This window comes from Zunongwangia profunda SM-A87 (assembly GCF_000023465.1).
In the GTDB taxonomy this organism is placed as follows: domain Bacteria; phylum Bacteroidota; class Bacteroidia; order Flavobacteriales; family Flavobacteriaceae; genus Zunongwangia; species Zunongwangia profunda.
The window spans coordinates 1,062,279-1,086,854 of record NC_014041.1; the positions used below are offsets into that span (position 1 = coordinate 1,062,279).

Here is a 24,576-nt window from a genome sequence, read left to right on the forward strand (position 1 = left end):
TTAAAAGAAAAATGAATCGAAATCATAGTGATGAAGGGGAAAAGAAAGCTCAAAACAACTAAAATGGTGATTCGAAGAAATCTGCAAACTGTAAAAGCCCCATATCACTTCCCGGCTAGTTCTATGACTTCCAGGTCTTTAATATTTTCACCATCAATCACAAATCTTAGCATTGTACGTTGTTTATGCCAGCCATGTTTTCCGGCTGCTCCGGGATTCATATGGAGCAGCCCCAGGTCTTTATCCATCATAACTTTTAAAATATGCGAATGTCCGCAAATAAATAATTTAGGGGGATTTTGTCGAATCTCATCCCTTACCGCAGGGCTGTATTTTTTGGGATAGCCTCCGATATGGGTGATCCAAACATCTACACCCTCGCACATCCAGCGCTGATTTAAAGGGAATTCTTTTCTGATTTCCGTATTATCAATGTTTCCATACACAGCAATAAGTGGTTTACCCGGTGCTTTTAACTTATCGCTTATCTCTATGCTTCCAATATCGCCGGCATGCCAAATCTCATCGGCTTGTTCGGCATAATGGATAATTCGGTCATCAATATAAGAGTGCGTATCGCTTAATAATAGAATTTTTTTCAAAGTAGAAATGTTTTCAGGGGTTAAAGCTTATGCTTAAATACAATTTAGCAGAATAAATGCCTTATCTTTGTACGCTGCAAAATTAGAAAATTCAGTTAAGCTTTGAGGTATTTTATAGATTTAGCCTATTTAGGTACTGCTTATCATGGTTGGCAAATTCAACCAGAAGCCGTAAGCGTTCAGCAGGTACTACAGGAGGCACTTTCAAAAATCCTTCAACAAAATATAGAGGTAGTAGGAGCGGGGCGAACAGATGCCGGTGTACATGCCACACAAATGTATGCTCATTTTGATGCGGATTTGAACTGTGATGAAAAAACACTTCAATTTAAACTGAATTCATTTTTGCCAAAGGATATTTCGATTCGCCAACTTTTTAAGGTGCAGTCGCAAGCCCATGCACGGTTTGATGCCTGTAGCCGAAGTTATGAGTATCATATTGTCAATTTTAAAGATCCTTTTAAAATCGATTTGGCCTACTATCTTTTAAAGCAACCGGATATCGAAAAAATGAACCATGCGGCTGCTATGTTGAAAGATTACACTAATTTTAAGTGCTTTTCAAAAAGCCGAACCGATGTAAAGACGTATAATTGTAATATTACAGCAGCTTTTTGGGAACAATCTAAAGATGAGCTCATATTTCATATTACGGCAGATCGTTTTTTACGAAATATGGTTAGGGCGATCGTAGGCACATTGTTGGATATTGGCCTTGGAAAAAATTCGGTTGAATTTTTGAAAGAAATCCTAAAAAGCGAAGACAGAAGTATGGCGGGAACCTCGGTTCCGGCACATGGTTTATATTTAACCAGAATAGAATACCCTAAAACAGCACTATTTGATGGCCTCTAAAACGGGAAACGCATTTGATTTTGATCTTTTTAAGCGCTTGCTTAGATATACCAATCCCTATAAATTAACTTTTTATTTTGTAGCTATTACGGCTATTTTATTATCGTTTTTTGCGGTAGCAAGGCCTTATTTATTGCAGGTAACCATAGACGATTCTATTACTCCAAAAGATAACGGGAATTTAATTTTCTACGTGTCTTTAATGATTGGTTTTCTTATTCTTGAAGTCACCTCGCAATTTTTCTTTATCTATTTTGCCAATTTACTAGGACAAAATGTAGTACGTGATTTACGGGTAAATTTGTTTAAGCATATGCTTCAGTTTAAGATGAAGTATTATGACAAATCTGCTGTTGGACGATTGGTGACCCGTGCCGTGAGTGATATCGAAACGATTTCCAGTATTTTTAGTCAGGGACTTTTTATGATTATCAGCGATTTGCTAAAAATGATTGTCGTACTTGGGTTTATGTTTTATAAAAGCTGGCAGTTAACCTTACTGGTGATAACAGTATTGCCATTTATTATTTATGCGACCCGGGTATTTCAGAAAAAAATGAAAATCGCTTTTGAAGATGTACGTACACAGGTGGCCGATTTAAATACTTTTGTGCAGGAGCGGATTACCGGGATGAAGATCGTTCAGTTATTCAATCGCGAAAAATCGGAATATAACAATTTTAAAAATATCAACGACAGGCATAGAAAAGCATGGGTGAAAACCGTTTGGTATAACTCGATTTTCTTCCCTATTGCAGAAATGTCTACCTCGATCACCGTTGGTCTTATCGTATGGTTTGGAGGTTTACAGGCAGTAAATGATAATCCTAATATCACCCTTGGTGTGATTATCGCATTTATCGAATTATCGCAGATGTTATTTAGACCCTTACGCCAAATCGCAGATAAATTTAATACCCTGCAAATGGGGATGGTAGCGGCTAATCGAGTATTCGGGATTTTAGATACCGATTCTACAATTAGTGATGAAGGTGAAAAACAACTACAATCGATTAAAGGAGATATAGAATTTAAAAATGTTCGATTTAGCTATGTGGAAGGAGAAGAAGTATTACGCGGAGTGAACTTTACCGCTAAAGCAGGTGAAACGATCGCGATTGTTGGAGCCACCGGAGCCGGAAAATCTACTATTATTAATTTATTGAACAGATTTTATGAGATTGATAGTGGAACGATCGCTGTTGATGGAATAGATATCAAAGACGTGACCATAAAATCACTACGGTCTGAAATCGCGGTGGTGCTTCAAAATGTATTTTTGTTTGCCGATACGATTATGCATAATATCAAATTAGATAATCCAGATATTACTGAAGATGATGTAATCACGGCTGCAAAACAAATTGGGATTCATGATTTTATAAGTTCGTTACCCAATGGGTATCATTATAATGTAAAGGAACGCGGAGTAATGTTAAGTTCCGGGCAACGTCAATTGATCTCTTTCTTAAGGGCTTACGTTAGTAATCCCAGTATTTTGGTGTTGGACGAAGCAACTTCTTCAGTAGATACTTATAGTGAGCAGCTTATCCAGGAAGCGACAGATAAAATTACCAAAGGCAGGACTTCGATTGTTATTGCTCACCGATTGGCGACTATTAAGAAAGCCGATAAGATCATGGTAATGGATAGTGGTGAAATTGTAGAGATGGGAACCCACGATGAATTATTGCTTAAAGAAAACGGGCATTATCGTAAACTCTATGAAGTGCAGTTTATGGCTGAAGAATCCATTTAAATCCTTTCCTTAATCGAAAATAGAACGTATCTATTAATTGGTTTTGATTAACGTTGATTTTTTAGTTACCGTATGCAATTTTCGATAAAATATAAGTTGTGTTTTGAGGCCTCGAAGTTTAAAAATAATGACACATCAAGATTACAAGTTGATGCTAGGCATCTCTTCAAAAAAAATATGTCGACTAATCATTTTTATAACCATTTTACTTTTTGGGATTATACCGCCTGCATTCTCGCAAGGTGTAAATTTAAATGCTATCGAGGAATTTAGATATAAAGGATCTAAAGAAATTTTATTACGATTAAAAATGGAGGTAGAGAATTTTGAAGAAGATGGTCTTCATTTTTTACGAGTTCAAAAAGTAAATTCAGCTATAGATGATACTGGAAACAGTTTGGGGTGGCACAATGGTTATCCTAATGAAGGACAGTGGGGCAGAAGCCGGTATTTCAATTTCAATTTCCAGGCGCCTTCAAGAGAAGCAATATCCTTAAAAAAACTTTCAGCAGTAATCGAACATTTTACCGTTTCAAAAGAAAAAAACTCTTTATTGTCTATTGAAAATTTAATGCAAAAAAAAGAGATCGATTTTTTAGCTGATTTAGGTGAAGAAACAAAATTGATTTTGCTGAATTTCGAAAAATTAAAAGAATTAAGAGACAGACCTGGTTACAAACCTTATATTGAAAATTTACACGAAGATCTTGGTATGGGAAACACGTTGGAAGAGGCTACCCGGTTTGTAGAAAAGCTTTTCTATTTTTCTTATGAGGACCTGGAGAGTCATTTGTTTTTTTATAAAAAAGATCCGGAAAACAGAATATTCAGATTGTATGTTTTTAATGGTGAAGGCGAAAAAATCAATACTGGATATTCCTATGCAAAAGAAAAAATTGTGTTGTACTTAGCTGAAGCGCCAGACGAAAATACACGTTTAGAAATTATGTATGAGCATCCCGATGCCATCGATAAAATGGAGTTAAACTTAAATAATATTGCACTACCTTAAATTATTCAGGGTGAAAAATCTTTTCTTTTTTGCATTTATAAGTATCATGTTTTGCAGCACAATAGGTGCGCAGGAATTTCATGTTTTTCTCCAAGATATTCAGGAAATCAGGACAAGTGTTTTTGCAGATGATGCCAGACGAAAAGTGGTTAATCAGCTTAAAATTCTTACTTCTGTAAATGGTATTACACTGGATAAAAATCATCTTATAAAATTACAGAGCCTTAAAGTTTTGGATGACAAAGGAGAAGTGCTGCAACTTATCGACACTTCTATAAGGGAACAATATTCTTCAAGAAAATCCAAGGAAATCGTTTTAGAAACTCCAAGCCGTAAAGCTAAAAAAATTACAATTACCGGCACTTTAAACTATTTTACACCTACCCAAGAAAATAAAGCTTATATACGTATCGACAATTTTATAGAACGTATTGGGGAAAATTTGTTGAGTGATCACCCTAAAAAAGCACAGCTTAGTATTTTAAAGCACGAAAAACTATCTAAATTAGAAGTTGAAATCGATAAAAGTATAACAAAAGATATGGAGGAGCGCTACGAAGAATTGAGCGAGCAGGAAGTTTTAGACATAGAACTTTCAAGAAAAATCCTAAAAGATATCGTGCGAAGAGGAACAGATAACCGCGCTCATTTTATTAATTTCAAAATATATCCTTCACCAAAAGATTTTCATAGCATTAAAGTATACAATGAAAAAGATCAGCTTATTTCTTATGGTTTTGCTTCCGTAGAACAACTTTATCAAATTAATTTAAGCGAAGAGCCAACATCTGGAAGTTATATTGAAGTTATTTTGGAAAATAATACAGCGATAAAACAACTGGATTTTAGTTTAGAGAATATCTACTTGCCATAAGATATTTTTCAGTTTAATTGATAATTAAACATTATCTCAAATCTTCTTTTAAGCGTTCCCGTAATTCGGTATTGCTCTCGAACATGGTAAATTCTCCGTCTCGTATATAAGAAATTTGTCCGGTCTCTTCACTTACGACAAGAGCTAGAGCATCGGTTTTTTCCGTAATTCCAACAGCAGCACGGTGTCTTAACCCAAAACGAAGCGGTATAGACCGGTCATTAGAAACAGGTAAAATCACTCTTGTTGCGGTTACTTTATTTTCTTCAATAACCATGGCACCGTCATGCAATGGACTATTTTTAAAAAAAATAGACTCGATGATAGGTTGGTTAAGCTCTATATTCATCTCGTCTCCACTATTTTTAACAAAATCCAACTTTGTACTTCTTTGGATTACTATTAATGCCCCTGTTTTGGTGCGTCCCATAGATTCACAGGCATCAACGATCACATCTATATTCGTAGCGCCATCGTCAGAATCGTTACGTGTAAATTTTAAATTTCTGAAAAAACGTCCGTTATAAGTGATATTAGCAGAACCAATCATTAATAGGAATTTCCTTATTTCTTGTTGAAAAACCACAATTAAGGCAAACATTCCCACACCCACAAACTGGTCTAAAACGCTACTTAAAAGTTCCATTTGAAGTAGCTGGGTAAGTCGCCAAACCAGGTATATGATCACAATACCAATAAAGATATTTACTGCAACCGTACCTCTAACCAGTTTATATACATTATACAGAAGGATTGCGATAAGAACAATATCGAGAATATCCAGGAATCGAATACTTAAAATATCCAAATTTGCGAGGTTTTTATGTAAAAATAGAAAATAAAAGATTATTTGCTGAAAAGTGATACTAATTTTATAGTCTCCATGGCTTCTTTAACATCATGAACCCTTAAAATAGCAGCCCCTTTGGTAAGCGCTAAAGTATTAAGAACGGTGGTGCCGTTAAGAGCTTTTTTAGGTGAAATGTTCAAAGTTTTATGAATCATTGTTTTTCTCGAAATACCGATTAACACAGGAAGTTTAAAACTAGAAAAAAGTGCTGATTTTTTTAGTAATTCAAAATTTTGATCTGTTGTTTTTGCAAAGCCAAAGCCAGGATCTAAAATAAGATCATTAATCCCTAAGGTTCTCGCTTCTTTAATTTTTTCAGAAAAATAATAGGTGATATCGCTTACCAGGTCGTCATATGCTGTTAGTTGCTTCATTGTTTTTGGCGTACCGCGCATATGCATCATAATATACGGGACTTGATGTTGTGCAATTATACTCATCATTTTTTCGTCCAGACGACCAGCCGAAATATCGTTAATCAATGCTGCACCAGCCCCTATAGCTTCTTCAGCAACTTTGCTTCTAAAGGTATCCACAGAAATTAAGATTTCAGGGAACTCCTTTACCAAAAGTTCTATGGCAGGCACTACCCGTTTTAATTCTTCGTTCTCAGCAACATTTTCGGCATCAGGCCTACTGCTATACCCACCAATATCAATAAAAGTAGCGCCTTCTTCCAGCATCATTTCTGCTTTTTTAAGAATATCGCTTTTATTTTGCGTTCGGCTATCTTCGAAAAAAGAATCCGGTGTACTATTTAATATGCCCATCACTTTGGGAGAAGAAAGGTCGATAAGCCTGCCTTTGCAATTGATCGTCATGCCGTTAGAAGTTTTAAAATTTTTGGCGCTTTAAAATAATTTTGACCAGCTGGAATATTTGCCCGAAATTTACGCAAATTACCACGGTTTTATGCAAGATACCTCCAAACAATACAATGCGGTAATACAAATCTGTCGCAGTTTGTTTATCAAAAAAATGAAAGATTATGGTTGTGCCTGGCGAATTTTAAGGTTGCCTTCGCTAACCGACCAGATTTTTATCAAAGCGCAACGAATAAGAAAGCTTCAGGAGAATGAAGTAAGAAAAGTAGATGAAGATGAAAAATCTGAATTTATCGGAATTATTAATTATTCGATTATGGCGCTTATTCAGTTAGAAAAAGGAATTGCAGATCAACCGGATTTGGAAGGAGAAGAAGCGATTCAACTTTATGACGAAAAGATTACGGCCACGAAAGAACTAATGATGAACAAAAATCACGATTATGGTGAAGCCTGGCGTGACATGCGTATTAGCTCGTTAACCGATTTAATTCTTCAGAAATTATTACGTGTAAAACAAATTGAAGATAATAAAGGACAAACTTTAGTGAGCGAAGGTATTGATGCTAACTATCAGGATATGATCAATTATGCGGTCTTTGCTATGATTCATTTCACCGAAGCCGAAGAAAAATAATATTCAAAAACCACCAGAATTAAGATGAAGTTATTAGTGAAATTCGCCCGTATCTTTGTTGGGATACTTTTTATTTTTTCAGGATTTATAAAGCTGAATGATCCTATAGGCTTCTCTTATAAACTTCAGGAGTATTTTTCACCAGAAGTGTTAGGTTTAGATTTTCTATCTCCTTTTGCGCTGGTGATTGCGATCTTAATTTGTGTGTTTGAACTGGTGTTGGGGATTATGTTACTAATTGGCTATTTACCAAAGTTTACGATGTGGAGTTTGTTATTAATGATTATTTTTTTCACGTTTCTCACATTTTACTCGGCTTATTTTAATAAAGTGACTGATTGTGGATGTTTTGGTGATGCCATACCGCTTACGCCCTGGCAAAGTTTTACTAAAGATTTAATCCTTTTGGTTTTTATTTTAATATTATTCTTTAACAAGAAGATGATCACACCGGTTTTTGTTCCCGCAAGTCATCGTTGGATCATTTTCCTTAGTTATATGCTTTGTTTTTTATACGCCTATTATGTATTAATGCATTTGCCGGTCATTGATTTTAGACCTTATAAAGTAGGGAATAATATACCAGAACTTCGCGATATTCCTGAAGGAGCTGCGACAGATGTTTTTGAGTATCACTGGAAATTTAATGTAGAGGGAGAAGAAGAAGTGGTGGTTACCGATGGTAGTTACCCGCAACACGAAGGAGAGTTTATAGAAGTAGATACTAAAATGATCGAAGAAGGTTACGTGCCGCCGATCCATGATTTTCAGGTCTTAGATGATGGAGAAGATATTACTGCAGAAATTCTTGAAGCCGATAAAGTATTACTTATTGTTGCTTATGATCTAAACCTTACCGAAAAACAAGGTTATGAAGCTATCAAATCTTTAGAAAGAGAAGCCAAGAGTAAAGGTTATGAAGTACTTGGTTTAACAGCTTCTGGGGATGTGCTAAAATCACAAATAAAAGAAGAATTTGGCCTTGATTTCCCTTTTTACCAAACCGATGCTACTGCACTTAAAACTGTGGTGCGAGCCAATCCAGGTATTTTAGTTTTAGAGCAAGGAACAATAACACAAAAAAAGCATTATTCAGATGCTTCATCTATAAAATTATAAGCAAATTCTAAAAAGTCTTAGAAGATTGATAAAAAGCGGCAAAAGCCTTTAGCACAAAAGACTTATGTGTAATCGAATCGGTATATTTGTAGAAATCAGCTTAAAATTTTAAACAATTCAGAAATTTAAATTATGAGAAAAAATATTGTAGCCGGAAACTGGAAAATGAATAACGACCTGGCACAAACCCAGGAACTAATTGCTGACCTTAAGAAGCAAATTTCGGCAGCCCCAGCAGCAACGGTAATGATAGCACCAACCTATACGAATTTATATCCTGCTTTTGAGGCTTTAAAAAATACCCCCGTTATCGTAGCAGCACAAAATATGCATCAAAATGCAAGCGGAGCTTTTACCGGTGAAATCTCTGCAGCAATGCTAAAAAGTGTAGGCGTAGAAACAGTGATCTTAGGACACAGTGAAAGACGTGCTTATTTTAAAGAATCTAATGAGCTTCTTGCTGAAAAAGTAAATACCGCTTTAGAAAATGATATGACGGTAATTTTTTGTTTTGGAGAAGAATTAGAGGACCGTAAAGCCGATAAGCATTTTGATTTAGTTGAAAGTCAGCTTAAAGAAAGTTTATACCACCTATCTAAAGAGAGCTGGAAAAATATAATCCTTGCTTATGAGCCAGTTTGGGCGATTGGTACAGGAGAAACTGCATCGCCAGAGCAAGCGCAGGAAATGCATGCTTTTATAAGAAAAAGTATTGCGGATGCTTACGGAAGCGAAATTGCAGAAGAGGTTTCTATTCTTTATGGAGGTAGTGTGAAGCCAGCTAACGCGAAAGAAATCTTCGCTAAAGAAGATGTAGATGGTGGTCTAATTGGTGGAGCTAGTCTTAAAGCAGAAGACTTTTTAGCAATCGTGAACGCATTTTAAGAATGGCATCAAATTATCTTGAATTTCAGTTTAAAATACACCCGCCGGTACCCGCTTCAGAAATATTAATTGCTGAATTAGGGTCTTTGGGATTTGAAAGTTTTGTGGAAAATGAAGATGGGGTTACAGCATATATTCTGAAAGAAGAGTTTAATGAAAATATGCTGACTGAGGTTCGGATATTAGATTCTGATGAATTTAAAATCTCCTATTCTTCTTCTGAAATACAACAGGTAAATTGGAATGAAGAATGGGAGAAAAATTTTCAGCCTATTGTGGTTGATGATATTTGTAGTGTACGGGCACCTTTTCATCCAAAACCAGAAACTGAGTTTGATATTGTCATCGAACCCAAAATGAGTTTTGGAACCGGGCATCATGCGACAACGCATATGATGATTCAGTTTATCCTGAAAAACGAATGGAAGGGAAAATCTGTCCTTGATATGGGCTGCGGAACCGGAGTTTTGGCCATTTTAAGTTCACAAAAAGGTGCAAATCCTGTTGAAGCCATCGATATTGATAACTGGTGTTACTTAAATAGCCTGGAAAATATTGAACGTAATAATGTTCCCGAAATTAGCGTTAAAGAAGGAGGAGCAGAATTGCTGGGCGAAAAAAAATATGACGTGATAATTGCAAATATTAACCGTAATATTTTGTTGAATGATATGCAGAAGTATGTTTCGGTATTACAACCAGATGGCGATTTATATTTAAGCGGATTCTATAAAGAAGACATTCCGATTATTCAGGAAGCTTGTGAAAAGCTGGGATTAAAATTTCAGGAAAATCTTGAAAAAGATAAATGGGTGGCGGTAAAGTTTTCTTTATGAGAGTTTTAACTTTATTTTTTATATTTTTGTAAAGTATTCGAATTAAATTTTATACCCTTATGAGTACCCAAGAAGAAGTATTAGAGAAAGTAGAGACCAAGGTAGACAAGGAAAACGAGATAGTTTTATATAACGACGATTACAACACTTTCGATCATGTAATCGAAACTTTAATTTATGCCTGTGATCATACGCCAGAACAGGCCGAGCAGTGTTCAATTTTAGTGCATTATAAAGGAAAGTGTACCGTTAAAACAGGTGCTTTTGCTGATTTAAAACCAAGATGTTCTAAGCTTTTAGATGCTGGTTTGAGTGCAGAGATCGTTTAAGTGAAGTTTGTTTACCCAACGCATTACTTGTTTTAATCAAATGAAATTGCTTATCACTCAACCTGAATGATTTATAATTTCTTATAGAATTTTTATTAAAAAAACTTTCAAAAATTTTTCCTAATCTAAAATAAACAATATATTTGCACCCGCTTAAGGTTTTTAGCTTAAGCGAAACAAATAAAGGCCTCGTGGCGCAACTGAATAGCGCATCTGATTACGGCTCAGAAGGTTGCAGGTTTGAATCCTGCCGAGGTCACTTTTAAAGAAGATAGAAAGAATTAAAACTCTGTAAATGATATGATTTACAGGGTTTTATGTTTTTAGAGGCTTTTGTTTGTGAGCGTTTTGTTGGATCAAGTCGAAAATCTGGGTTTTTACTACTTTAAGAATATGATTTAATCAAGCGATATAAGAAGTATTCGGTATTCCTGACTCCCCTAAATTGTGATCTAAAATCCTTTACTTTGGCATTAAAGGATTCTGCTGAAGCATTTTTACTTCTGTTTAAAAAATAGTTGAGTACAGAGCGGTAATTCAAAGCAATACTATTGGCTACCGTTTGGAAGCTCTTAAAACCTGATTCCTCTACATCTTTATACCATTGGGCTAGTTTGGTGTAAGCTATTTTTAATATCTATGGCTTGGTCAAAAATACTCAAGCCTTGAACAAGTCCATAGGCTTTCTTTAATTCTGGGTATTCATTAAACAATATCCGACCCCTGTCTTTCTGATTTGAAGTCCATTTATCTGGGGATTTATACAGTAGATATCTACTCCTGGACAGGAGTTATGAAGTATCCCCATTTGTTAAGACAGCTTAGCTGCTAAATTAAGTTCTATTTTTCATTTATTATGCAGCTTTTCTTTCTTGTTTTAAATATCGGTTATAAGGTATTTCATTTTCTATTCCTTGATGTCTTTTTTGGTGGTTATAAAAATTAAAATAGGTGCCCAGTTGAAGTTAAAGATCAGCTCCAGATTCTGGAGGGTTTAAGTAAATACTTTCGTACTTCACACTTCTCCATAGTCTTTCTATAAATACATTATCGATAGCTCTTCCTTTACCATCCATACTGAGCTTGATATTCCTAGATAGTACACTGTGGGTAAAAATCCCTGAAGTAAACTGGCTTCCCTGATCGGTATTAATGATCTCCGGAGTTCCGTGGATATCAATTGCTTCCTCCAAGGTTTCTTTACACCAATAGGAATCCATAGAATTGGAAACCGACCAGTTAAGCACATAGCGACTATGTAGGTCGATGATCGCTACTAGGTACGATAAACCCTTTTCGCATGGGAATGTAAGTAATATTGATGGCCCAAACTTGATTGGGGCGATCTACTGAAAGATTCCACAATAAGTTAAGGATACACTTTATGTTCTTTATTTCACCTGGAGGTATGTTTCCCTGGCATGATGGCTCTAAGATCCATTATCTTGGAGTAAAGGCGTTCAATACGCTTTTTATTGACTTTAAACCCTTTAATCCAGCCTAAGACAAGTATGCATTCGCTTGGCTCTAAATGGATGATGAGTATAATGTTCATCCATCAGGCGCATTAGTTCTAAATTGAGTTTGCTTTCTCCACGAGGCTTATAATAAATGCTACTGCGGTGGATCTGTAAGAGTTTACATTGCCGCTGAAGGCTGAGCTTAGAATGCCTCTTGCGTATCATTTTTCGAAGCTCTAAAGGTTCTATCGCAAGGCGTTTTTTAAAAAATCATTCTCCACTCCAATTACTTTAAGAAGCTGGTTTTTCTTTTCCTCTTCCTCTGATTTTTTGGATTTTTCGCCCTTAGAAAAAAAAGTGTCAGCCTCCTTTAGGAAATCTCGCTTTCAAGTATTAATCTGCTGAGGGGTGATTTCAAATATTTGTGCTAGTTCCGGAGTGATTTCCCGTTCTTTCAAGGCTTCAAGGACTACTTTCGTTTTAAACTTGGAGGTAAATTTTCTTCGTGTCATAATACAGTAAAATTAAGGTTATCTTTGAACTTAACTTACTGTCCTAATTTTTTGGGGATGATTAGTATCGAGTAATCCCATCTTTATGCTCGTAAGATCTGGAGATAAGTTTTCCATCGATGGCAATTTACCCTTTGGAACATAGTTTTCGATGAGTTCGGCATTTTTGTTCCATGCCACAAGATTGTGCCATTGAGTATTCTGAACGGATTCCCCTTTTTTATTGTAGTAATAGTCATTGGTAGCGATAATCAAACGCGCTACTTTTTTGGACTTGTTCAGATTGGTGATTTCGAAAGTGTTTCCCATATTTCCGATTAACTGTACTTTGTTACTTAGATTACTCATAATTAAAAGTTTTAAAGATTACTAATGCCCCTTATTAGAAATAGAATGGATTGTAAATTTTAAGGGTTGTTTGTTTGCCTCTTACTTGCGTAGCACACTAAAACAAGGAAGTTCTGTCAAGACTTTTCAGGATAAATCAGTATTGCCTGCGACGTCGTAAAATCCATAAGATTTTTAAGGAAGTAGAAACCTTATTTATCCTGAAAACTGGAGGCCTGGCCTTGAGGGGTTTTCTATAGTCTTAAGAATTATTTCCACTGCCTTTTTCGCAGGGAGCGTACCTGCAGTTAAGCGATCGTAGAAACAGGGATGGATTAGGATTCGTTAGTCTATACCTGTTTTTTGCTGTCCCAAAAAACAATAGCAGGCTTTTTTTATTATAAACCCCTTGAAATGATTAAGACAAAATTTTAATTTTTAAGGAGTACCGTGTATAAGCCCAAGAAGCTTATACCGGGAATACTGTTAAGAAAATGAAAGTTTTGTTTATCCATTTTTTTGTATTCCCTAATAAATTCAAAACATAAGTAAAGTAGAATACTATTTATTGTAGGTAATTATATAAAGATGGAGTATCCCATTACAATAGGAGTAAAGCAGTAAATAAAGAAATAGTTATTGTAATCGTAGTAATCTTACGTACGTATAATACAATAGTTTATAAGAATTAAAAAACTAATAAAAAGACGTTAAGATCTTAATCAAGTTTAGATTTTTAAAAGACTGTGAAAAATTGTCAAGCTATAAAAAATAATAATTTTATATTTTACCGTTAGTTTTATGGAGAGTAATTTTAAAAGTTTTATTTTGCGACTCTATTATAATAAAAAGAAGACGGGAGGGAAAAGCTTACCCTACTAAACTCATCCCTCCCTTAACTTAGAATTTGCAGGCAATATTACTATTCTTTTTGAATATTTTCCGTATACAAAACCTTATTAAAAGTAAGGGTTTGTTGTTTTTTACATGCTAAGCCTTACTATTAGTATGGTTGTAGAGTACTCTAAACTCCGTTTTCAAATCTAAATTTGCCGAAGTAGTAATTGTTAAATTTAGTTAGTTAGTAAAAGCAGCTTTGTTGCACGAGTAAAAGAAGGATGTTTAGGTATATTGTTATTAGCAATGAAATGGAAACTGTACGTCAGGTTACTTACCAATTAAGTAACTTTCCAGATTTTATATGCTTAAACATTACTTCTAACTTTGATGAAGCTTCTAACGTAATTCTAAAAGAAAGCCCCGATCTTATTTTTCTGGATCTCGATATGAGACTCCCTGAAATGGGATGCTTTGAGTTTGTGAATCAGCTCTTTCAATACACCGAACATCTTCCCAATTTCGTAGGACTGTCAGAAAGTAAAGAAATGGCGTACCTCACCATTAAAAATGATTTTGTGGATTATGTCTTGAAGCCAGTCAGCGAATTCGAAATGCGAAAATGTATGCTGCGCTTTAAAAAAAAGGCGAGTAAACAAGTCAATAGATTATGTCTTAAGAATAATTCAGATTACCACTATATTGATATCGATGATATTCTGTACTTACAGGCAGATAACAATACCACCGATATTTTCTTAAATACCGGAAATAAAATTGCCGCCTTCGAAACCCTTAAAAAGTTTCAGGAAAAATTACCTAAATTCTTTATTCGTATACATAACAGTTATATCGTTAATTCACAACAGATTAATCGAATTAACTTTGGGAAGTCTAAGATTAGCCTTCACGCTAATTTTGAAACCGTTAACCTTCCATTCTCCAGAAAATATAAAGATTCTGTAAAATTTTTTAATGATCATATGATTTCCGTACAGTTTGCCACTATCCTTAATTAGGTTAGTTACCCGCTAAATTAGGTTAGTTACTACGCCTATGATGTCAATCACTATACAAGGCCTTTAAAGTCTGATTTAAGACTTTTTAGATGATAGTTTTGGTTTTTATTAACAATAAAAATCATAACTCTTATGCTTAAAAATTATGTATCCCTAATGCTTCTTCTACTCTTAATTCAGTCTTGTACCCCAGATAATATGATAGAAGAAGTGGAAATGAATAATCAAAATAAAGTGAATTTAGAAGATCTTAATTTAAGAGAATTTGCCGATACTGAAAATGATACTATTTCCAGTACTCCAGAAGATAGTGAAGGAGGAGAAGAACTTCCTGATGATGGAAGAGATTAGTAGCTTATTTTAAGAATTTGATTAAATTAGCCAGTATGAAAAATGGGCTAATTTTATTTTTATTATGTTTGATTTTATTCGCCTGTCAAGAGAACAACAACATAGATGAAGAAAAAGAACGTGTTGAAACCTTAAAAAATAAAATTGTTTCTCTTTCAGATTCTGAACTAATTGATCAAGAATGGGATAAAATTATAGTAGATTCCATACGAGTAAATTTAGCCTCTGAATTAAGTAAGTACTTTAGAAAGGCTGGGGATTCTTCAAATTTTTATAAATGGAATGCGAGATTTTATAAAGCCTCTTCTTTACAAGGTAATACGATTCACACCGGGGATGCGTACTGGGATAAGGCAAGTTTTAACTCAGCTCGTAGCAAATTAGATAGTGCTTACTATTATTTTGGGAAGGGTCTAGAGATTTATAATGAATTAGATATTGAATCGAGAAAAGCATCAATGCTATATGGTTTAGCGTCCGTTCAATTAGAACTTAAGAATTATCTAGGTTCTGAAGTCCTTGCAATCGAAAATTTAAAGCTGGCCGAGAGTTTAGAGGATTTAAGCAGGATATATAAATGCTATAACTTGCTGGGAATTATCCACAATAATTTAAAAAACTATGATACTGCACTTGATTATCATAGTAAAGCATTAGACGTAGCAAGAGAACTTTCCAATGATTATTTTATCATTTTATCCAAAAATAATATAGCCTACCTTAATCAGGAGCACGGGTATTATGATCAAGCCATTACAGTTTCAGAGGAGGCACTAGCCTATGATGATAGTATACGCTTTAAATATCCTGCAGCTTATGCCAAATTAATTGATAATCTTGCCTATTCTCAACTAAAAGCAGAGAGAGGAAGTTCAACTATTCTAAAGACTATGAAAGAATCTCGTAGAATTAGAGATAGTCTAAATGATATACCAGGATTAGCAGTCGGGGATATTCATATAGCAGAATATCATATTGCTCATGGTAATTTAAGAAAAGCGAAAGCAATTTTACTGGAATTAATTGAAACTACAAAAGAAAATGAAAATGCAGCAGATTTAATGACCGCTCTTGAATTATTAGGAAAAGTAGATTCAGCTAATTCTCAAAAATATCTTGAAGAGCGAATCGCTATATCCGATAGTCTAATTGATATCGAGCGAAAAACCCAAAATAAGTTTGCCCGCACTCAATATGAGACGGATAAAGTTATAGCTACTAACCAAGAATTAACTTCAGAGAAGAAAATTATTATTCTTACTAGTAGTGTCGGATTTTTAGTAATAAGTCTTATCTACTTTATTGTAGTCCAAAAGACAAGAGTAAAAAAATTACGATTGGAGCAGGCCCAGGACAAATCCAATGAAGAAATTTATAAGTTACTGATAGCACAACAAAATTCCTTGGAGGAAGGTAGGCGCCTGGAGAAAAATAGAATGTCTAAAGAATTGCATGATAGCGTGCTAGGAAAACTTTTTGGTATTCGATTTTTGCTTTCCAGTCTTAATAGTATGTCCGGACAGGAAACCGAACAGCAGCGAGAAAAATATCTTAAGGATTTAGAAGAAACGGAAGAAGAAATCCGTCAGATTTCGCATGACTTGCAAGATAAAAATGAAGTGTTTCAAAGTAGTTTTTATCAAATTATACGGAATTTTTTGGAGGATCAAAATAATATCTATAGTTTTAGAATTGATCTGCATATGGAAACAGGTACTGTTGATCTAAATGTAATACCAATTTCCCATAAGATTAATATTTTCAGGATTCTTCAGGAAAGTATTTTTAATATCCAAAAGTATGCGAAAGCGACTAAGGCTTGTGTAAGGATTACGGTTGACAGGGAGGAAAAAAATATCTTTTTAGAAGTCGAAGACAATGGGCTTGGTTTTAATGTAAAAGTTACAAAAAAAGGAATTGGACTTTCAAATATTGAAGATCGAACCAAAGAAATGGGAGGAAGCTTTAAGATAATATCACATCCATCTCGTACCCTAATTAAAGTTATTATACCTATCCAAAATGAAATCTGAAAGAATTCTAATAATTGATGATCATGCTTTAATTGTAGAAGGCTATAAGAATGTCCTTCTGCTCGACAACGAGCGATACGAAATTGATACTGCTTTTTCTTGTGAAGAAGGTTTTAGCAAACTTGAAATCGCTAGGAGTCATGGCTTTTATTATGATATTATCTGTTTAGATATGAATCTTCCAGCTTATGATGAAATGAGTATTTTATCAGGGGAAGATTTAGGTCTACTTGCCAGAAAATGGTTTCCTAAGACGAAACTTGTGGTATTGACGATGTATAATGATAATTACAGGTTATACAATATTATGAAAAGTCTGGAACCAGAGGCCTTCCTGTTAAAAAGGGATATTTCTCCACAGGAATTCTCAACAGCAATTAGAAAGTGTACCCAGGGAGAAATTTACTATAGTCATACAGTCAATGCAATGCTTCGTTCTACTATAACTTCAGATTTTGTTTTAGATAAGATCGATAGAAGTATTTTACACTACTTATCTAAGGGTATTTTAACTAAAGAATTACCAGAGTATATACCCATGTCCCTAGGTGGAATAGAAAAAAGAAAACGGGTGATGAAAGAAATTTTTGATATAAAAGGGGGGGACCTGGTTTTGGTTGATTTTGCAAAGAAACATGGTTTTTTATAAAAATAGTAATAAGACAATAGGGTTTGGGGAGTTGTGGACAAATTTTCTTAAAATTAAATAATCGTTTTTTTAATATTTTCTAACTAATAATTTATTTGTAGAGTTATAATATATTAGATTCTGTGAGAAACCTAGTAGTTACTTTATTGATTAGAATAATTAATTACTTTAATAAACTTGATCTTGTTAAAATCAATTTATGTTATAACTAAACGTTAGTTTTAACATTTTTTTTGATTATATTCGTTTAATTGAACTATATAATTATGATAAGCGCATTATTGTTACTATTTTTATGGATAACAGGTAGTTTCTATGCACAGCAAACTATTCAGGTAAAATAAACGGATTGGATTCAAGATGATTTTAAAGAAGCTGAACTGGTATTCTCAATAGAATCATCAGATGGAAATAAAATCATTGGAAGAGAATATATCAAAGGATTTGTTATTGAAAAACTTCAGGATGATATGGAATTACAATGGGAAATTATTATAATTTCACTTAATCTCCAGTTACCATCATCCGTTAAGACAAATGACAGTGTTATACGCAAGTTGATATTTTGCATTAACATATTGAATTATAACGTGATGCTTTATATTATTTTATATCACAATATTAAATTCAGATCTTAAATCAACTATTGTGTAAATACTTTTCTCTCCATTCAGTATTTCTTCTGTAATGATAAAATTTCATTCTAGCCCTCAATGCAAGTATGTCTTCACTAACCTTTAGATCTAAGATCATTACACTACGTTTTGTGATCTTTAAGTTATTATGAATTTTATTGTATTTACAATGATGACACGGTGAGTAATGGAATCGCACTTTCCCCCACCCTGCACCGAGCTTTTGATCGTGAATTAATATATATTACTGTAGATTATAAGGTGAAGGTTTGCGCAGTCGTTAACTACATCGATTCTAAACTTTACCTTAACCCAGTTTAACAATAAGGAAATTTTTCTACCCAATAGAGAATCCTGGTTTTCTTAAATTGAGATTATAAGCTGGCATAAAGAGCATATTTTTCTAGGTTAGGCATCTAGATTACAGAATAGCAATGCTATTTAATTTTAGGTTTTATCTATAAGATTTAAATTAGCCGTTCTAAATAACCCGAATAAATTCCTATGGGGCTAAACGCTTTAATTTCAATAGATCTTAGGGATAACGATAAGCACAATTGCGAAATCTTCATTGCGGAAAAGGATAATAAAGAATGGTTTCTTATGGAAGAGGTTTCCAACACCTGGGGTAACTAGTTTTAATGAGGGTGTTACCAGGGGGAAAGCCCTGGAGGTTATACAGGATGATATTAATAAGAGTAAGACTAAAGCTCAACTTGATAAATTAGCCTGGCCGTACAACTGGCCAAAGAAGATATCGTATTTGGAGAGTTTTGATAAAACTTTAAATTACTAACAGTTAATAAAGCAGCCGGATTGTACTGTTTTCTTTGATGTAGTCAAAATCATTCTAATATAAATTGATTTCTTTCCCTTATCGATTATTAAATGCCCCATTTTTAAGGCAATTACGATAAATCCATTTAGTAGGAAAATTTCTGTACACTATAGCTATAAACTACTCACTTTATGATCTTAATAGTCAAAAGCGGTTGGGGATATAAAAAAAGACTACTCATTTGAGTAGTCTTTTGAAGAAAAAATAAAAACAATTTTTTAATTTGACCATTGTCCACAACCATATTGTACTGAGTAATTCATGTTGTTATTTTGAATTGTAAAATTGTTGAAATCAAAATCAGGCCCCATCGAAAAAGCATTGTAAATCTCCACTTTATATTGAGCATTAATCGTCTCCCGATCTGTACATTCTTGATTTAGAAGAAAATCAGCTCCGCTCATATCAGCCTCAGCAAAGGTTTGATTAGCTGGTAAAGTCATAGAAAAAAGTGCTGGAAGAACTTCAGTCTGACTTCCACCCGATACTCTGTACCATTTAAATAGGAATACTATGTCATACGAATAAGGATTAGCAGCAGCAATTTGAATATCACCACTAGTACTTTTCACACCAAAAGTAGCACCGGTAAATAAGGGATTAATGGTGTTCAGAGTATAATTAGCTAGGGATTTAGTAAGGTTCTTTTCTTTCAGTTTTAATTCTGATTGCTGATTACTTTGAAAACTTTCCTCAGGATTCTCATCTTTTGTGCAACCAACCGCAAAAATAAAAACGAGTGTGATTAGTAAAATTTTTTTCATGATATTGTATTTAAGTTTGATTTAAAACTAATTGAAAATCTTATCTTTATAAAATAAAGTACCTTACAAAAGGTAATGTTTAAAACTACTCAATGTACTTCTTAAGAACTACTTTTGCCATCATAATTAATGATAACGAAAAAAGCCCCCCTTAATTGGATGCGTATTAATTTCGAATTTGCATGAATTATATAGTAGTCATTGACTTCAGATTAAAATTTCATGTAATGCTTAAGCTGTCATAAAAAGCATACTTTTCTTGGAAAGTCATTTAGATCATAGGATAGTTAAATTATTAATTTTGGCTTTTACCTGGGAGGTTTAATCTAGCCTTTCTAAATAACCTGAATAAACGTTTATGGGACTAAATGCTTTAATTTCAATCGATCTAAAGAATAATGCTAAGAAAAACTGTGAAATTTTCGTTGAGGAAATGGAAAATAAGGAATAGTTTCTTATGGAAGAGGTTTCTAATACCTGGGTGACGAGTTTTAATGAAGGAGTTAGCAGGGAGAAGCTCTGGAAGTTATACAGGGAGATATAAACGAGAGTAAAGCTAAAGCTCAAATCGATAAAATTAGCCTGGCGGTACAACTGGCCGAAGAAGATATTGTATTTGGAGAGTTTTGATAAAACTTTAAATGACTAACATGTAAAAAAACTGCAGGATTTGTTGTATTCCTGAAATAGAAAAACCATTATATAAAAGATGGTTTCTTTCCTTTATTAATTATTAATTGACTCATTTTAAGTTAGTTGTAATAAATTAATTATTTTGAAGTATCCTTTAATCCAGGTTACCGCTTCCACTATGTAGGATTCGAAGCCTCCATGGTAACATTCTATGAAGTCATTTTTATATTTTGCCCTTAACTTTTAATTGGCTGTGCAATCCAGGAAGAACGTAACGATCAAATTAGTATTCGCGGTACAATAGCCGGTGAAATTCCTGAAAGAATTGAATATACCGTGCCAGTAGACGGTATTAATTATTTTGGTTTTGAAGACAGCATTCAGCCCGATTCACTGGGTAATTTTGAACTGAAACTACCCCTTGAACAAGCTAGTTTTATAGAGTTCCAACAGCTTTAACCCATACGGCATCCTAATCGCCGAGCCGGGAATGGAATACGATATTACAATCGTTCCTAACAACCAGGAATATTCATTGCAGGTGGAAAGTCCGAATAAAAAAGGTCAGCAGCTCTACAATCAACGCCCCAATCGCAGTATGTTAACCGGTCACTTTGAAATTAAAGCCGGGGATTATAACGAAGATTCCATTCCCGGTGAAATACGACAAAAATTGAGGCAGGATAAAGAAGAGGAGCTTGTCGCAATATAAGTCCCTGCTCGACTCCAATAATATCTAAAAAGAGTTCTATAATCTTGTTAGCATTGACAGATCGTATTTCTACCCCGGTGCGCAATCCAGTATTGAATTCTTAAACTATCTACTGGAGGAGCGTGAACAGAATCTTTTGAGCAAAGAACAATACAACGGTCTATGGGCAGATGCTTTCCAGACAGAACCAATATCAGAAAAACTCATGCGATCGCCATGGTTCTTTTTTTACGTACAGTTTTATCTACGATTTAAAGAATCGACAGATAGCAACTACGACCTTCAAGAATTAAAGGAAATTGGAAAACAGGGAAAAACCCCACACTCATAATATGGAGATGGCAAATAAATACCTTTCTGGTAAGCTACTGGAATATTATTATGCGGCTTATTTATTATACGAGGCGATCAATAAAAATTACGAAAAAGAAGTGATAACGCTTTTTGAAGAATTTAAAAACAATTATCCCTCCAGTTCATATACTCACTTTGTGGAAGCTGAGATGATTCCTATTTATGGCTTCAATGAGAAACCAGAAGAAATGAGTGAAACTATTCAGATAATGCATAATTTTCAAGAAATCAACTCATTAACAAAGGCAGTAAGTAAATTAAATGCTGACTAGGGTTTGCGTAGATATCTGGGCTATCTGGTGCGGCCCCTGGATTACTGGAAGAAGTGCTGAAAATCTTCAAAAAGCTGCATCAAAAATAGAAAGCCCAAAATTGAATACCATAGTTTCAGATGTTTCAAATTTAAACGGTATTGCGGTATTAGAAAAAGCAATTGCAGAAAGTAAAATTAAAATAGACGTTCTTTTCCTGAATGTAGGAACGGCGGTTTTTAACTCCATTGAACAAGTAACAGAAACTGATTTTGATGCTTAGTTTAATACGAATGTAAAGGGAAGTTTCTTTACATTACAAAAATTACTTCCTAATATTAATAATGGGGGAGCAGTATTATTTATATCATCAACCGTAGCAACAGCTGTCAATTGGGATCAAGTGTATATTCTGCTACTAAAGGGACGTTTAATAAGATTGCTCAAATTGCATCAAACGAATTGATTGACAGAAAAATTAGGGTAAATATCGTGAGTCCTGGCCCTGTTCAAAGAGAAGGTTTTGATAGTGTGGTTCCTAATGAGGAAGCAAAAGACCACCTTGCTTTGGCGACTGCTTTACAGCGATTAGGGAGTCCTTATGAAATTGCAAAAGCAGTATTGTTCTTAGCCTCAGATGAGGCAAGTTTTATTATGAGAACAGAATTATTGGTAGGTGGTGGCTACACCACCTTTACCAAAAAATAAAATAATGGGGTTGCACAGGTGTTAATTGTATTAATTTTTGCCTGTGCATTTTGATTAATTATGGAACGCTCGTTTTGCAAGCTGGCATTAATCAACCTCCTATAACTTTTAGACAACACCACAGTATTATCCATATTTTAAGTAGAAAAACCTGTAGCTAAATGATTTTTTTAATTGAAGTATTTTCAAATTCGAATAAATATTGTCATAAGCGGAGGATCTATAGTAGTCTAATCGAATGACTTTTTAAATTCGGTAGGTGAAAAATGGGTTTTTGACTTAAACAACTCGCTAAAAGATTGAGGATGTTCAAAACCAAGCTGATATGCTATTTCAGAAACAGAAAGAGAAGAAACACTCAATAATTCTTTAGCTTTTTCAATGACCTTTTGTTGAATGTATTGCTGCGTGGTATTCCCGGTAAGTGATCGAAGGAGATCATTCAAATAACGCTGGGACACTCCTAATTTTGCACTTATAAATTTTAAGGAAGGAAATCCCTTTTCCAGTCCGCTATTGTCCTGAAAATACTGCTCTAAAATTTGATTTAGCGAACTTATAATTTCGTGGTTTACTTCTTTTCGGGTAGTAAATTGGCGGTTATAAAAAACGCTTGCTGTAGCTAAATAATAAAGCTAATTGTGACACCAAAACCTCCTGACTAAATTGATCGATGTTTTCTCTGGATTCAGCATTTATGGTTTCAAATAATTGTTCGACAATAGCTTTTTCTTTTGCCGATAAAAAGAGTGCTTCAGAAACATTTTATGAGAAAAAACCATAGGATTTGATCTCACTGCCTAACGGAAGTTTGCGAATAAAATCGGGATGAAAATATAAAGCATAGCCTTCATAACTTTCCAGATCTTCATAGGCATTACTATTTGACCAGATTTTAAGAATGCCAATCCACCTTCTTCAAAATCATAGTAATCCTGGTCTTATTTTATCTTCCCTCTGAACCTATTTTTAAAGGAAATTTTATAAAAATCAATACTTAATTTTTGCTAATTGTTTATTGCCCGTTGTGGTGTTTTATTGTAATCTACCAGTTTGAATAGGGGATGTCGTGGGGCGAGCGAGCCTAAATAGCGCATTAATGCAGATATGCTTCTAAAATTTTTTATTCCTGAATTACTTGCAAAAAAAGGTCATAGTATACCACCCTGGCCGGGGTAAATTGAAGGTTAAGTTAACAATTTAAGTCAAAATTAGCCATATAAGTTTTAAACTAGCGTTATAGCCTTTCGGAAATTGCCAAGCGGTTCGAAATCCATTCAAATCAGATTAGCCAGTGCAAAAAAGAATTCTTAGAGAAATCGAGCGATTTTTTTGATAAAAAAAGCTTGCTGAAAAAGATAATGATCTGGATAGACTTTGTGCAAAAGTTTGGAAGCAGTGAAACAAGCAGTAGCCAAGCACGTTAACCCTGATATTCTCAAACAAGATCAAGGGAGTCAATTTCAATTTATCTGCTCAGGTTATGTATCTTATTTAATGTATAAAGGGGGGCGCAAGAAGACAGATTACGCTATACAAAGGAATAAGGTCATAGATAAACGACTATCCCCATTGGGATCAACCGGGCATTGGCAGAAGAAAACCTGTAAAAAATATAATGATGCAGCCTAAAAAATCAATTGGGAATCAATTAAAAGTGGTCTAATCAAATCGAGGTATTATAGTATTTAACTTTTAAATTGATTTAAATTATCCCGAAGTGTAATAGTTTTTTATCTTTACCAAGGCGAATCAAATGAATCTAATTTTAAAGTTCACAGATCGTCAACATGAAAAATAGACACTAGTATTTACAGGGTTTTATGTTTTTAGAGGCTTTTGTTTGTGAGCGGTTTTTTACGATCTTAATCCTAAAATTTATAAGAAACATCTTTAACTTCGAATTTTAGG

General features: G+C 34.2%; 30 protein-coding genes and 1 tRNA gene. 21 read left to right on the plus strand and 10 right to left on the minus strand.

Translation table 11 applies throughout. The features are described from left to right. Nucleotides 1-104 precede the first annotated feature (104 nt). Complete coding sequence (locus ZPR_RS04675; protein ID WP_013070471.1) at nt 105-602, minus strand: metallophosphoesterase family protein; 498 nt, start codon at nt 600-602, stop codon at nt 105-107. Between the two features lie 102 nt (nt 603-704). On the opposite strand from ZPR_RS04675, the gene truA reads away from it, so the two are divergent. The 4 genes from truA (at nt 705) to ZPR_RS04695 (ending at nt 5,102) form a co-directional block, all read left to right on the plus strand. Further along, nucleotides 705-1,457 (plus strand): tRNA pseudouridine(38-40) synthase TruA, encoded by a 753-nt coding sequence (gene truA, locus ZPR_RS04680; RefSeq protein WP_013070472.1) that lies wholly within the window; start codon nt 705-707, stop codon nt 1,455-1,457. Continuing rightward, complete coding sequence (locus tag ZPR_RS04685; protein ID WP_013070473.1) at nt 1,447-3,216, plus strand: ABC transporter ATP-binding protein; 1,770 nt, start codon at nt 1,447-1,449, stop codon at nt 3,214-3,216. The genes truA and ZPR_RS04685 overlap by 11 nt, the downstream gene beginning before the upstream one ends. Before the next feature lie 127 nt (nt 3,217-3,343). Further along, the gene (locus tag ZPR_RS04690; RefSeq protein WP_041578679.1) at nt 3,344-4,228 is read left to right on the plus strand and encodes a hypothetical protein; all 885 of its coding nucleotides are present in this window, start codon (nt 3,344-3,346) and stop codon (nt 4,226-4,228) included. A gap of 10 nt (nt 4,229-4,238) precedes the next feature. Beyond that, the gene (locus ZPR_RS04695) at nt 4,239-5,102 is read left to right on the plus strand and encodes a hypothetical protein (RefSeq protein ID WP_013070475.1); all 864 of its coding nucleotides are present in this window, start codon (nt 4,239-4,241) and stop codon (nt 5,100-5,102) included. Nucleotides 5,103-5,133: 31 nt separating this feature from the next. Here ZPR_RS04695 and cdaA read toward each other — a convergent pair whose 3' ends face one another. Next, entirely contained in the window at nt 5,134-5,910 is a 777-nt protein-coding gene (cdaA, locus tag ZPR_RS04700; protein WP_013070476.1) for a diadenylate cyclase CdaA, read from the minus strand. Between the two features lie 38 nt (nt 5,911-5,948). Continuing rightward, nucleotides 5,949-6,773 carry a dihydropteroate synthase gene (gene folP, locus ZPR_RS04705; RefSeq protein ID WP_013070477.1) on the minus strand — a complete coding sequence of 275 codons (825 nt, stop codon included), beginning with the start codon at nt 6,771-6,773 and terminating at the stop codon, nt 5,949-5,951. Between the two features lie 91 nt (nt 6,774-6,864). Between folP and ZPR_RS04710 the strand changes: the two genes are divergently transcribed. The 6 genes from ZPR_RS04710 (at nt 6,865) to ZPR_RS04735 (ending at nt 10,841) form a co-directional block, all read left to right on the plus strand. Continuing rightward, nucleotides 6,865-7,413: a DUF1599 domain-containing protein gene (locus ZPR_RS04710; protein WP_041579629.1), complete on the plus strand. Its 549-nt coding sequence runs from the start codon at nt 6,865-6,867 to the stop codon at nt 7,411-7,413. Nucleotides 7,414-7,437: 24 nt separating this feature from the next. Beyond that, entirely contained in the window at nt 7,438-8,532 is a 1,095-nt protein-coding gene (locus ZPR_RS04715; RefSeq protein WP_041578681.1) for a BT_3928 family protein, read from the plus strand. A 132-nt stretch (nt 8,533-8,664) separates the two neighbouring features. Further along, nucleotides 8,665-9,417: a triose-phosphate isomerase gene (tpiA, locus tag ZPR_RS04720; RefSeq protein WP_013070480.1), complete on the plus strand. Its 753-nt coding sequence runs from the start codon at nt 8,665-8,667 to the stop codon at nt 9,415-9,417. A gap of 2 nt (nt 9,418-9,419) precedes the next feature. Continuing rightward, nucleotides 9,420-10,253: a 50S ribosomal protein L11 methyltransferase gene (prmA, locus tag ZPR_RS04725; RefSeq protein ID WP_013070481.1), complete on the plus strand. Its 834-nt coding sequence runs from the start codon at nt 9,420-9,422 to the stop codon at nt 10,251-10,253. A 59-nt stretch (nt 10,254-10,312) separates the two neighbouring features. Continuing rightward, nucleotides 10,313-10,582 carry an ATP-dependent Clp protease adaptor ClpS gene (locus ZPR_RS04730; RefSeq protein ID WP_013070482.1) on the plus strand — a complete coding sequence of 90 codons (270 nt, stop codon included), beginning with the start codon at nt 10,313-10,315 and terminating at the stop codon, nt 10,580-10,582. A gap of 185 nt (nt 10,583-10,767) precedes the next feature. After that, a tRNA-Arg gene (locus ZPR_RS04735) sits at nt 10,768-10,841 on the plus strand. Between the two features lie 126 nt (nt 10,842-10,967). Here the strand turns inward: ZPR_RS04735 and ZPR_RS23835 are convergent. The 5 genes from ZPR_RS23835 to ZPR_RS04745 all read right to left on the minus strand — a co-directional run bounded on the left by ZPR_RS23835 (nt 10,968) and on the right by ZPR_RS04745 (nt 12,902). After that, nucleotides 10,968-11,219 (minus strand): transposase, encoded by a 252-nt coding sequence (locus ZPR_RS23835; protein ID WP_316928315.1) that lies wholly within the window; start codon nt 11,217-11,219, stop codon nt 10,968-10,970. Further along, nucleotides 11,179-11,370 carry a transposase gene (locus tag ZPR_RS23840; protein WP_201765812.1) on the minus strand — a complete coding sequence of 64 codons (192 nt, stop codon included), beginning with the start codon at nt 11,368-11,370 and terminating at the stop codon, nt 11,179-11,181. The genes ZPR_RS23835 and ZPR_RS23840 overlap by 41 nt, the downstream gene beginning before the upstream one ends. A gap of 177 nt (nt 11,371-11,547) precedes the next feature. Beyond that, nucleotides 11,548-11,928 carry a DDE-type integrase/transposase/recombinase gene (locus tag ZPR_RS22845; RefSeq protein WP_083759732.1) on the minus strand — a complete coding sequence of 127 codons (381 nt, stop codon included), beginning with the start codon at nt 11,926-11,928 and terminating at the stop codon, nt 11,548-11,550. Nucleotides 11,929-12,428: 500 nt separating this feature from the next. Beyond that, nucleotides 12,429-12,554 (minus strand): hypothetical protein, encoded by a 126-nt coding sequence (locus ZPR_RS23845; protein ID WP_013070486.1) that lies wholly within the window; start codon nt 12,552-12,554, stop codon nt 12,429-12,431. A 30-nt stretch (nt 12,555-12,584) separates the two neighbouring features. After that, nucleotides 12,585-12,902: a single-stranded DNA-binding protein gene (locus tag ZPR_RS04745; protein WP_394329737.1), complete on the minus strand. Its 318-nt coding sequence runs from the start codon at nt 12,900-12,902 to the stop codon at nt 12,585-12,587. 1,127 nt (nt 12,903-14,029) lie between these two features. Between ZPR_RS04745 and ZPR_RS04750 the strand changes: the two genes are divergently transcribed. The 5 genes from ZPR_RS04750 (at nt 14,030) to ZPR_RS24005 (ending at nt 18,726) form a co-directional block, all read left to right on the plus strand. Next, entirely contained in the window at nt 14,030-14,737 is a 708-nt protein-coding gene (locus ZPR_RS04750; protein ID WP_013070488.1) for a LytR/AlgR family response regulator transcription factor, read from the plus strand. Nucleotides 14,738-14,869: 132 nt separating this feature from the next. Beyond that, entirely contained in the window at nt 14,870-15,088 is a 219-nt protein-coding gene (locus ZPR_RS04755; RefSeq protein ID WP_041578683.1) for a hypothetical protein, read from the plus strand. A 35-nt stretch (nt 15,089-15,123) separates the two neighbouring features. Continuing rightward, entirely contained in the window at nt 15,124-17,121 is a 1,998-nt protein-coding gene (locus tag ZPR_RS04760) for a tetratricopeptide repeat-containing sensor histidine kinase (RefSeq protein WP_013070490.1), read from the plus strand. After that, nucleotides 17,111-17,770: a response regulator gene (locus ZPR_RS04765; RefSeq protein WP_013070491.1), complete on the plus strand. Its 660-nt coding sequence runs from the start codon at nt 17,111-17,113 to the stop codon at nt 17,768-17,770. Before ZPR_RS04760 ends, ZPR_RS04765 begins: the two co-directional genes overlap by 11 nt. 815 nt (nt 17,771-18,585) lie before the next feature. Continuing rightward, nucleotides 18,586-18,726: an HNH endonuclease gene (locus tag ZPR_RS24005; protein WP_201765801.1), complete on the plus strand. Its 141-nt coding sequence runs from the start codon at nt 18,586-18,588 to the stop codon at nt 18,724-18,726. Nucleotides 18,727-19,461: 735 nt separating this feature from the next. Here the strand turns inward: ZPR_RS24005 and ZPR_RS04775 are convergent. Continuing rightward, a complete protein-coding gene (locus tag ZPR_RS04775; RefSeq protein ID WP_013070493.1) occupies nt 19,462-20,007 on the minus strand; it encodes a hypothetical protein in 546 nt (181 codons plus the stop codon). A gap of 1,123 nt (nt 20,008-21,130) precedes the next feature. On the opposite strand from ZPR_RS04775, the gene ZPR_RS04780 reads away from it, so the two are divergent. The 5 genes from ZPR_RS04780 to ZPR_RS23670 all read left to right on the plus strand — a co-directional run bounded on the left by ZPR_RS04780 (nt 21,131) and on the right by ZPR_RS23670 (nt 22,665). Next, complete coding sequence (locus ZPR_RS04780) at nt 21,131-21,352, plus strand: hypothetical protein (RefSeq protein WP_013070495.1); 222 nt, start codon at nt 21,131-21,133, stop codon at nt 21,350-21,352. A 136-nt stretch (nt 21,353-21,488) separates the two neighbouring features. Then, complete coding sequence (locus ZPR_RS04785; RefSeq protein WP_013070496.1) at nt 21,489-21,683, plus strand: hypothetical protein; 195 nt, start codon at nt 21,489-21,491, stop codon at nt 21,681-21,683. 7 nt (nt 21,684-21,690) lie between these two features. Beyond that, nucleotides 21,691-21,978 carry a hypothetical protein gene (locus ZPR_RS04790; RefSeq protein ID WP_148211652.1) on the plus strand — a complete coding sequence of 96 codons (288 nt, stop codon included), beginning with the start codon at nt 21,691-21,693 and terminating at the stop codon, nt 21,976-21,978. Beyond that, entirely contained in the window at nt 21,968-22,240 is a 273-nt protein-coding gene (locus ZPR_RS23665) for an SDR family oxidoreductase (RefSeq protein WP_013070498.1), read from the plus strand. The genes ZPR_RS04790 and ZPR_RS23665 overlap by 11 nt, the downstream gene beginning before the upstream one ends. Nucleotides 22,241-22,350: 110 nt before the next feature. After that, nucleotides 22,351-22,665, plus strand: a complete 315-nt coding sequence (locus ZPR_RS23670) for an SDR family oxidoreductase (RefSeq protein ID WP_049771416.1) — start codon at nt 22,351-22,353, stop codon at nt 22,663-22,665. 230 nt (nt 22,666-22,895) lie between these two features. On the opposite strand, the gene ZPR_RS23570 is transcribed toward ZPR_RS23670, so the two are convergent. Continuing rightward, nucleotides 22,896-23,228, minus strand: a complete 333-nt coding sequence (locus ZPR_RS23570) for a helix-turn-helix domain-containing protein (protein ID WP_316928316.1) — start codon at nt 23,226-23,228, stop codon at nt 22,896-22,898. A gap of 826 nt (nt 23,229-24,054) precedes the next feature. Between ZPR_RS23570 and ZPR_RS04805 the strand changes: the two genes are divergently transcribed. Next, nucleotides 24,055-24,297, plus strand: coding sequence for a hypothetical protein (locus tag ZPR_RS04805; RefSeq protein WP_041578685.1), 243 nt, complete (start codon nt 24,055-24,057; stop codon nt 24,295-24,297). The last annotated feature ends 279 nt before the right edge of the window (nt 24,298-24,576 follow it).

Coding starts and splice junctions, on each gene's coding strand:
- ZPR_RS04685 (WP_013070473.1), top strand. CDS start 1,447: ATGGCCTCTAAAACGGGAAACGCATTTGATTTTGATCTTTTTAAGCGC.
- ZPR_RS04690 (WP_041578679.1), top strand. CDS start 3,344: ATGACACATCAAGATTACAAGTTGATGCTAGGCATCTCTTCAAAAAAA.
- folP (WP_013070477.1), bottom strand. CDS start 6,773: ATGACGATCAATTGCAAAGGCAGGCTTATCGACCTTTCTTCTCCCAAA.
- ZPR_RS04710 (WP_041579629.1), top strand. CDS start 6,865: ATGCAAGATACCTCCAAACAATACAATGCGGTAATACAAATCTGTCGC.
- ZPR_RS04715 (WP_041578681.1), top strand. CDS start 7,438: ATGAAGTTATTAGTGAAATTCGCCCGTATCTTTGTTGGGATACTTTTT.
- tpiA (WP_013070480.1), top strand. CDS start 8,665: ATGAGAAAAAATATTGTAGCCGGAAACTGGAAAATGAATAACGACCTG.
- prmA (WP_013070481.1), top strand. CDS start 9,420: ATGGCATCAAATTATCTTGAATTTCAGTTTAAAATACACCCGCCGGTA.
- ZPR_RS04730 (WP_013070482.1), top strand. CDS start 10,313: ATGAGTACCCAAGAAGAAGTATTAGAGAAAGTAGAGACCAAGGTAGAC.
- ZPR_RS23845 (WP_013070486.1), bottom strand. CDS start 12,554: ATGACACGAAGAAAATTTACCTCCAAGTTTAAAACGAAAGTAGTCCTT.
- ZPR_RS04745 (WP_394329737.1), bottom strand. CDS start 12,902: ATGAGTAATCTAAGTAACAAAGTACAGTTAATCGGAAATATGGGAAAC.
- ZPR_RS04750 (WP_013070488.1), top strand. CDS start 14,030: ATGGAAACTGTACGTCAGGTTACTTACCAATTAAGTAACTTTCCAGAT.
- ZPR_RS04755 (WP_041578683.1), top strand. CDS start 14,870: ATGCTTAAAAATTATGTATCCCTAATGCTTCTTCTACTCTTAATTCAG.
- ZPR_RS04760 (WP_013070490.1), top strand. CDS start 15,124: ATGAAAAATGGGCTAATTTTATTTTTATTATGTTTGATTTTATTCGCC.
- ZPR_RS04765 (WP_013070491.1), top strand. CDS start 17,111: ATGAAATCTGAAAGAATTCTAATAATTGATGATCATGCTTTAATTGTA.
- ZPR_RS04775 (WP_013070493.1), bottom strand. CDS start 20,007: ATGAAAAAAATTTTACTAATCACACTCGTTTTTATTTTTGCGGTTGGT.
- ZPR_RS04780 (WP_013070495.1), top strand. CDS start 21,131: ATGGAATACGATATTACAATCGTTCCTAACAACCAGGAATATTCATTG.
- ZPR_RS04790 (WP_148211652.1), top strand. CDS start 21,691: ATGGCAAATAAATACCTTTCTGGTAAGCTACTGGAATATTATTATGCG.
- ZPR_RS23665 (WP_013070498.1), top strand. CDS start 21,968: ATGCTGACTAGGGTTTGCGTAGATATCTGGGCTATCTGGTGCGGCCCC.